At 70.3% G+C, this 7,730-nt stretch carries 5 protein-coding genes and 1 pseudogene; 3 read left to right on the forward strand and 3 right to left on the reverse strand.

The window, feature by feature from the left end; translation table 11 throughout:
- Positions 1 to 28: 28 nt before the first annotated feature.
- Positions 29 to 1,936: a putative bifunctional diguanylate cyclase/phosphodiesterase gene (locus Ari01nite_RS36765; protein WP_203787089.1), complete on the reverse strand. Its 1,908-nt coding sequence runs from the start codon at positions 1,934 to 1,936 to the stop codon at positions 29 to 31.
- A 308-nt stretch (positions 1,937 to 2,244) separates the two neighbouring features.
- On the opposite strand from Ari01nite_RS36765, the gene Ari01nite_RS36770 reads away from it, so the two are divergent.
- Positions 2,245 to 3,273, forward strand: coding sequence for an arabinan endo-1,5-alpha-L-arabinosidase (locus tag Ari01nite_RS36770; protein WP_203787091.1), 1,029 nt, complete (start codon positions 2,245 to 2,247; stop codon positions 3,271 to 3,273).
- Positions 3,274 to 3,353: 80 nt separating this feature from the next.
- On the forward strand, positions 3,354 to 4,199 hold the full coding sequence (locus Ari01nite_RS36775; RefSeq protein ID WP_203787093.1) for an alpha/beta fold hydrolase: 846 nt from the start codon (positions 3,354 to 3,356) through the stop codon (positions 4,197 to 4,199).
- Between the two features lie 49 nt (positions 4,200 to 4,248).
- Here the strand turns inward: Ari01nite_RS36775 and Ari01nite_RS36780 are convergent, their stop codons facing one another.
- Positions 4,249 to 5,031: a GH12 family glycosyl hydrolase domain-containing protein gene (locus tag Ari01nite_RS36780; protein WP_203787095.1), complete on the reverse strand. Its 783-nt coding sequence runs from the start codon at positions 5,029 to 5,031 to the stop codon at positions 4,249 to 4,251.
- Positions 5,032 to 5,252: 221 nt separating this feature from the next.
- On the opposite strand from Ari01nite_RS36780, the gene Ari01nite_RS36785 reads away from it, so the two are divergent.
- Positions 5,253 to 7,517, forward strand: coding sequence for a putative bifunctional diguanylate cyclase/phosphodiesterase (locus tag Ari01nite_RS36785; protein ID WP_203787097.1), 2,265 nt, complete (start codon positions 5,253 to 5,255; stop codon positions 7,515 to 7,517).
- Here Ari01nite_RS36785 and Ari01nite_RS36790 read toward each other — a convergent pair.
- A pseudogene (locus Ari01nite_RS36790) lies at positions 7,514 to 7,730 on the reverse strand (RCC1 domain-containing protein); the annotation flags it as partial. The gene Ari01nite_RS36785 and the pseudogene Ari01nite_RS36790 sit on opposite strands and share 4 nt — an antisense overlap.

A 7,730-nucleotide genomic window follows, 5' to 3' on the forward strand; every position in this document is an offset into this window, starting at 1 on the left:
CGGGGGCCCGTCCGGGTTCGGGCCCCCGTCAGCGCACCGGCTGGGCGGCCAGCTGCGCGGTCAGTGCCTCGGCCGGCAGCGGCTTGGCGAAGTGGTAGCCCTGCGCGGTGTCGCAGCCGATCGCGCGCAGCGCGTGCACCGCGTCCTGGTCCTCCACGCCCTCGGCCACCACGGTCAGGCCGAGGCTGTGCCCGAGCTCGACGGTGGACGCGACCAGTGCCCGGCTGCTCTGGTCGTCGGCCATGTCCTTCACGAACGACCGGTCGATCTTCAGCTCGTCGACCGGCAGCAGCTTCAGGTAGGTCATCGACGAGTAACCGGTGCCGTAGTCGTCGATGGACGCCTTCACGCCCAGGCCGTGCAGCCGGTGCAGCGCCTCGATGGCCGCCTCGGGGTCGCTCATCAGCGCGTACTCGGTCACCTCGACACACAGCTGGTCGCCCGGCACGCCGGTCTCGGCGAGCAGCGCGGCCACCCGGTCCGGGAAGGCCGGGTCGAGCAGGCTGCGCGGCGAGACGTTCACCGCGATCGGCACCCGGTGCCCGGCGTCCAGCCATTCGCGGGCCTGGTTCAGCGCCATCGTCAGCACCTGCTCGGTGAACCGGTGCATGAGGCTGGTGACCTCGAGCACCGGGATGAACTCGGCCGGCGAGATCGGCCCGCGGCTCGGGTGCCGCCAGCGGGCCAGCGCCTCGACGCCGACCAGCGCGCCGCTGCAGACCGCAACCTTCGGCTGGTAGTGCAGGGTGAGCTGGTCCGGGTCGTCGAGGGCCCGGCGCAGGTCGCCCAGCAGCGACAGCCGCGCGTCGGCGTCGTGCCGGTGCGCCTGCTCGAACCGGTGGAAGCCGGAGTGCAGGCGTTTGGCGTCGTGCATCGCCGCGTCGGCCTGCCGCAGGATGGTGGTGACGTCCTCGCCGTCCCGGGCCACCGCGGCGCCGATGCTCACCTCCAGGTCGACGGTGATCTCGTCGAGCACGAACGTCTGCTGGAACGCCTCGATGAGCCGGGTCGCGACCGCCTCGTCGGTCTCCGGCGCGTCGTCGCACAGCAGCACCGCGAACTCGTCGCCGCCGAGCCGGGCCACCACGTCCTCCTTGCGGACCGCGGCCGCCATCCGCTGGCCGGCCTCGACCAGCAGCAGGTCGCCGACGTGCTGGCCGAGCTGGTCGTTGACGTCCCGGAAGCCGTCGATGTTGACCACCAGCACGGTGGGCAGCCCGCCGCCGCCGGCCAGCGCGTCCGCCAGGCGGGTGCCGAACGCGGTACGGTTCGGCAGGCCGGTCAGCGGGTCGGTGGCGGCCATCGTCTCGACCTGGCGCCGGTGAGCGCGGGCGGACAGTCCCAGGCCGGCCACCACGATCAGCACCAGCACGAACACGATCACCACGGCGATCACGGTGCGTTGCGAGTCGCGCCGGGCGGTGGCCTGCTGTGCGTCGTACTCGGCCAGGTGTTCGTTCTGCTCGTGGAGCAGGCGCTCGATGAGCACGTTGTAGTTGGGCTCGATCCGGTCCTCGACCGTCTCGATGGCGGCGCCGTAGTCACCCCGGTCGAGTTGCGTCAGGAAGGCGTCCAGCAACGGGCGCAGGTCGCGGTGGGTGTCGGCGATGTCCTGCGCTTCGCGGTGTATCTCCTCCACGCCGGCCATCCGCACGAGCGCGTCGTAAGCCTGCTGGCTGACGATCGGCAGCTGCAGGCGTTCCTCGCCCATGGGCTCGCGCAACGTCTCCTGGATCAGCGCCAGCTCGCTGGTGACCAGGTAGGCGGCCCGCTGGTAGTTGTCGGTGCCGTTGGCCTGGGCCGCGACCGTGTCCACCAGCGCGGACTGATGCATGCTCGCGATCACGGCGTATCCCGCAAGCGCGGTGAGCAGGACCGCGAGGAGCACGGTGAGCACGCGCGGCACACGTCGGCCGAGCCGGATTTTCTCCGACAATTCACCTCCCGGGATGCTTCTAGCAAAATGCTAGGTTTCGTTCGGTCGGTTGGGTTCGCGTCCCAGGTGCGAATCGGGTGCAACATTCGCCTGACGTCCCGCGTTTGCCCCGTTGCGGAACGTGTAAATGGGGCTGAACCCCTTGATACTGCGCTTGTCAGCGTTAACATAGCGGGGTAGATATCTACACGGTTCGATATCTCGCGTGGTTCACCGGCCGAGCTTGCATCCCCCGACTCCCCTGGCTACCGGCAGTGTGCGCTCCCGACAACGCGACGGGCCGCCGCCTCCACCCCCAAGGGAGACACATGTCCACCACCCGTACCCGGCGCCGCGCCGTCCTCGCGGGCGTCGTGGTCGCCGCGCTGGTCACCGGCGTGGCCGTCACGGTCAACGCGCAGGCCGCCACCAACCCGGCGCCGCAGCTGGCCGCGACCCCGACCGTCGCGCCGCCGTCCTACCCCGGCCCGGGCGTCGTGACCGGCGACATCGGCGCGCACGACCCGACCATGGTGAAGACTCCCAGCGGGACCTACATCGTGGCGCACACCGGTGACAACATCGCGCTGAAGACCTCCACCGACCGCACCGCGTTCCGCAACGCGGGCTCGGTGTTCCCGAACGGCGCGTCCTGGACGACCGCCTACACGGGCGGCAGCCGCAACCTGTGGGCGCCGGACATCTCGTACCACAACGGCCGCTACTGGCTGTACTACTCGGCCTCCACGTTCGGCTCGAACCGCTCGGCGATCTTCCTGGCCACCAGCACCACCGGCGCCTCCGGCTCGTGGACCAACCAGGGCCTCGTGATCGAGTCGCAGACCTCGGACAACTTCAACGCGATCGACCCCAACCTGCTCGTGGACAGCTCGGGCAACTGGTGGCTTGCGTTCGGCTCGTTCTGGTCCGGCAACAAGATGGTGGCCCTCAACTCGTCCACCGGTAAGCGCTCGGACAGCACCATCCGCAGCATCTCCGGCCGCAACGGCGGGGCGATCGAGGCGCCGTTCGTCTTCAAGCACGGCAGCTACTACTACCAGTGGGTGTCGTTCGACCGCTGCTGCGCGGGCGCGTCGAGCACGTACCGGATCATGGTGGGCCGCTCGACCAGCCCGACCGGCCCGTTCGTGGACCGCAACGGCACCAACATGAACAGCGGTGGCGGTACCCAGGTGCTGGCCGGTCACGGCAGCATCCACGGCCCGGGACACCAGGCCGTCCTGGCCGACACCGACGCCGAGGTGCTCGTGTACCACTACTACACGAATAGCGGCGCCGCGAACCTGGGCATCAACCTGATCGGGTACGACTCGGCCGGTTGGCCGTTCGTCTACTAGAAGAAAAGTCGTTGCCGGGCGCCGATGAGTTTCGGCGCCCGGCGCGGTCTACCTGGCAAACACCTGCTGAGGAGACCGCAATGATTACTCGCACGCTGGACACCGACGGCGCCGTCATCACCTATGACGTCCGCGAGGGCGACGGGCCGGCGCTGCTGCTGGTCGGCTCGCCGATGCAGGCCGACGGCTTCGTCAGCCTGGCCGCCCAGTTCCCGGACCGCACCGTGGTCACCTACGACCCGCGCGGCATCGGGCGCAGCACCAAGACCGAGCCGGCTGTCGAGTCGACACCCGACCAGCACGCCGACGACCTGCACCGGCTGATCGACGCGCTCGGCGGCGGCCCGGTGGACGTCTTCGCCAGCAGCGGCGGCGCGGTCAACGCGCTGGTCCTGGTCGCCCGGCACCCGTCGCAGGTGCGCACGCTGGTCGCCCACGAGCCGCCGGCCGCCCAGGAACTGCCGGACAGCAAGGCCGCCCTGGCCGCCTGCGCCGACATCCGCCGCACCTACGAGGAGCACGGCGCCGGCCCGGCGATGGTGAAGTTCTTCGTGCTCACCGGCACCCGCGGCGAGGTGCCGGACGACTTCGCCGAGCGGCCGGTGCCCAGCCCCGCCGAGTTCGGCATGCCGGTCGAGGACGACGGTGACCGCACCGACCCGCTCCTGGGTCAAAATCTCATTTCCTGTACGCACCACGAGCACGACTTCACGGCCCTGCGCGCCACGTCGACCCGCATCGTGCTCGGCGTCGGCGCCGAGTCGGAGGGCGAACTGGCCCATCGGGCGGGCCGGTGCGTCGCCGAGCGGCTCGGCTCCGAGCCGGTCGTCTTCCCGAGCCACCACGGCGGCTTCCTGGGCGGCGAGTTCGGCATGCAGGGCGACCCGGAGAGCTTCGCGGTCACGCTGCGCCAGGTCCTGGCCTGAACGGGGGAGGGGCCGGTCCGCCACCTGGACCGGCCCCTCACGCCGGACGTCAGCTGACGTTCAGCGTGTAATTGTTGACCACGAAGTCCGAGGTGCCGGCGGTGCCGGAGATCTCGAACCCGTACTGCAGCTCACCGACCGTCACGTCGCCCCACCAGCGGGCCGTGTTCCGCAGCCAGTTCATGATGGCCAGCAGGTCGATGTTGCCGGAGTTGGTGTCGCTGGTGCGCAGGAACGAGAACACCGCGTTGGCGCCGTTGTTGCCGCGGTAGACATTCCAGGTGTGCCCGCCGATGTTCTGGTTCCGGAAGTTCGGCACCGCGCCGTTGCCGTCGTAGGACTCGGCGATCGGGCCCACGTTGCCCTGGTAGTTGGTCCAGATCATGACCTCGTACGCGTGGTTGTTGGCCCAGATGTCGTAGGTGGCGGAGAAGTCGCCGTCGCCGGGGACGGTGGTGTTGAACGAGCCGGTGACCGAGCCGAGGGAGCTGAGGGTGCGGTTGAGCGTACGGCTGACGTTGGGGTAGGTCTTGACTCCGCTGGTGCGCGGGTGGTTCGCCTCGACGCCCCAGTTCTGCCAGCTGCGGGCCCAGATGGTCTGGGATCCGGCGCCGCCGCCCCACAGGTTGTTGTAGAGCGTGTAGTTGCCGCTGGTCCAGTTGTCCCACTGGCCGGAGGCCCGCCAGACCGCGTCCGACGGGACGGTGTTGACCGACGGCGCGACCGCGGTGGTGCCGGTCGCCGCGCCGACCGGGAGCGCGGTGAGGACGCCGGCTCCCATCGCGACGGCCGCCGAGGCGGCCACCGCGAGAGCGAGGTTTCGTTTCCGCATGGTCTGTCCAATCTCGGGGGATGCACCCACCCACGCCAGTCGAAGCGTTTCGACGGTGGACTCGTCCGCTTTACGGGCGTCGATGTGGTATTGCCCCGAGACTAAAAGCTGATCCCCCGATCCGGCAACCGGGTGATTGACATTTACGAATGTCTTAAGGCTCGAACTAACCCCGGCGGCGGGCCGATCAGCTTTCCGGTGCGGGTGCCGAACAGGACGAAGTGGGGTTACGCGCCGTTGACCGGTTCTGGGTGGTCTGGCCGATCGCCGGTGTGCTGTTCTGCCTGATCTACGTCCTGATACCGGCCGGGCATGCCGCCGCCCTGCTGTCGGCCTGCGTCGGGATCACGGCGGTCGGGCTCACCGTGGCCGGCATGCGGCGCAACCGGTCGCGCCGCCCGAAGTCGTGGGCCGGCTTCGCGTCCGGTCTGATGTTCTGCGCCGTCGGCGATCTGGTCCTGGCGGCCAACGACTTCCTCCTCGGCTACCAGCCGTTCCCGTCCTGGGCCGACGCGGCCTACCTCATCGGGCTGGTCCTGTTGACGGTGGGGCTGTTCGGCCTGACCCGGGAGCGATCGGTGCGGGAACTGGCCCGCTTCCTGGACGCGGGGATCATCGCGACCGGGCTGGGGTTGGTGTACTGGGTGGCCGTCATCGTGCCGATGGTCGGCGACCTCCACGAGACCAGCCTCGCCTACCTGGTGACCCTCGGCTATCCGATCACGGCCGTGATGCTGTTCGCCGTGGTGGTGCCGCTTGTTCTGCGCCTCGGACGGCGTACCCCCTGCTTTTGGCTCTTGACCTTCGGCAGTGCCGCGACCCTGGGATCGAGCGCCTTCTACAGCCTGGTGCCGACGCTGAGCCCGCTGGCCGGCAAGCTGATCTCCGGCGGCTACCTGTTCACGTACCTGTGCTACGCCGGCGCGGCGCTGCATCCGACGGCCCGCGACCCCATTCCCGGGACGGCCGGGGACCGGTTCGGGCCGTCCCGGCTGGCGCTGCTGACCGCGTCCACCCTGCTCGCGCCGGCCGTGCTGCTCACCGAGGGGGTCCGGCGGCACGGGCAGGTCGACTGGCTGGCTGCCGGTATCGGATCGATCATTCTTTTTCTGTTGGTGATGGCCCGGCTGTCCGGGTTCGTGACCACCGTGCAGCGGCAGAGCGGGCAGCTCGAGGCGCTGGCGATGACCGACGTGCTGACCGGGATGGCCAACCGCCGGATGTTCGAGGAACGCCTCGGCCCGGCGGTGGAACGCGGCGCGGTGCATCTGCTGATGCTCGACCTGGACGGGTTCAAGGAGGTCAACGACCGGCTCGGGCACGCGGTCGGCGACCGGCTGCTGCAGGACGTGAGCACCCGGCTGGTGGGTGTGCTGCGCGAGCCCGACCTGGTGGCCCGGATGGGCGGCGACGAGTTCGCGGTGCTGCTCCGGGACCTGCCGGACGATGCGGTGGACGAGATTGCGGCCCGCGTCCTGGCCGCCCTGCGCCGGCCGGTCGAGCTGGCGGATCACCGGCTCACCGTCGTCGGTGCGAGCCTCGGCATCGCGAGCAGCCCGGGCATCGATGAGCCGTACGAGCTGCTGCGGCGTGCCGACGTGGCGATGTACGCGGCTAAGCGCGCCCGCAACGGTCGGCAGCACTGGTACGCCGCGCACCTCGACGACGAGGCCGGGGAGCGGCTCGAGCTGATCGAGGACCTGCGCGTCGCCCTGGAAACCGGCCAGCTGAGCCTCGCCTACCAGCCCATCGTGTCGCTGCCGGACGGCCGGGTGGTCGCGGTCGAGGCCCTGATCCGCTGGCAGCACCCGGTGCGCGGTGCGGTCAGCCCGGCCGCGTTCATCCCGATCGCCGAGCAGACCGGCATCATCCTCGAGGTGGGCGCCTGGGTGCTGCGCACGGCCTGCGTGCAGGCGGTCACCTGGCGGGACACCCTGGGCGCCGAGGCACCGGGGCGGGTCAGCGTGAACGTTTCCGCCCGGCAGCTCGCCGAGCCGGGCTTCGCCGACCTGGTGGCCTCGGTCCTGGCCTGGACCGGGCTGGACGCGCACCATCTGGTGCTGGAGGTCACCGAGACGGCCGTGTTCGGCGGTGGCCAGGCCGTGCGCACGGTCCAGGAGCTGCACGAACTCGGCATCAAGATCGCGCTGGACGACTTCGGTACCGGGCACTCGTCGCTGGGCCTGCTGCAGACCGTCCCGGTCGACATCCTCAAGGTCGACAAGTCGTTCGTCGAGACCATCACGATGGCCGGCCGGCACGCCGTGATCGCCAGCGCGCTGATCCAGGTCAGCCAGGGCCTGGGCCTGAGCGCGGTGGCCGAGGGGGTGGAGACCGCGGAGCAGGCGGCGGAGCTCTACCGGCTCGGTTACCGGATGGCGCAGGGCTTCCACTTCGGCCGGCCGGCCGCCGAGCCCGATTTCACGCGCCGTATGCCGTTGGCGGTCGCCGGCCGGCCGCAAGCCGGCCGGCGACCGGACTACTAGCTCAGGGTCACCTGAGCCGGGGTGGTGCGCTGGTCGGTGGTGCCGTCGGCCAGCTGGCCGTTGCCGTTGTTGCCCCAGGTCCACAGCGACGCGTCGGAGCGGGTCGCGATGGTGTGGTAGGCGACCGCCACGTTCGCGGTCCAGGTTGTTGCGGTGCCGACCCGGGTCGGGGTGTTCCGGGTCGTGGTGCTGCCGTCGCCGACCTGGCCGGCG

The organism is Paractinoplanes rishiriensis, assembly GCF_016862375.1.
In the GTDB taxonomy this organism is placed as follows: domain Bacteria; phylum Actinomycetota; class Actinomycetes; order Mycobacteriales; family Micromonosporaceae; genus Actinoplanes; species Actinoplanes rishiriensis.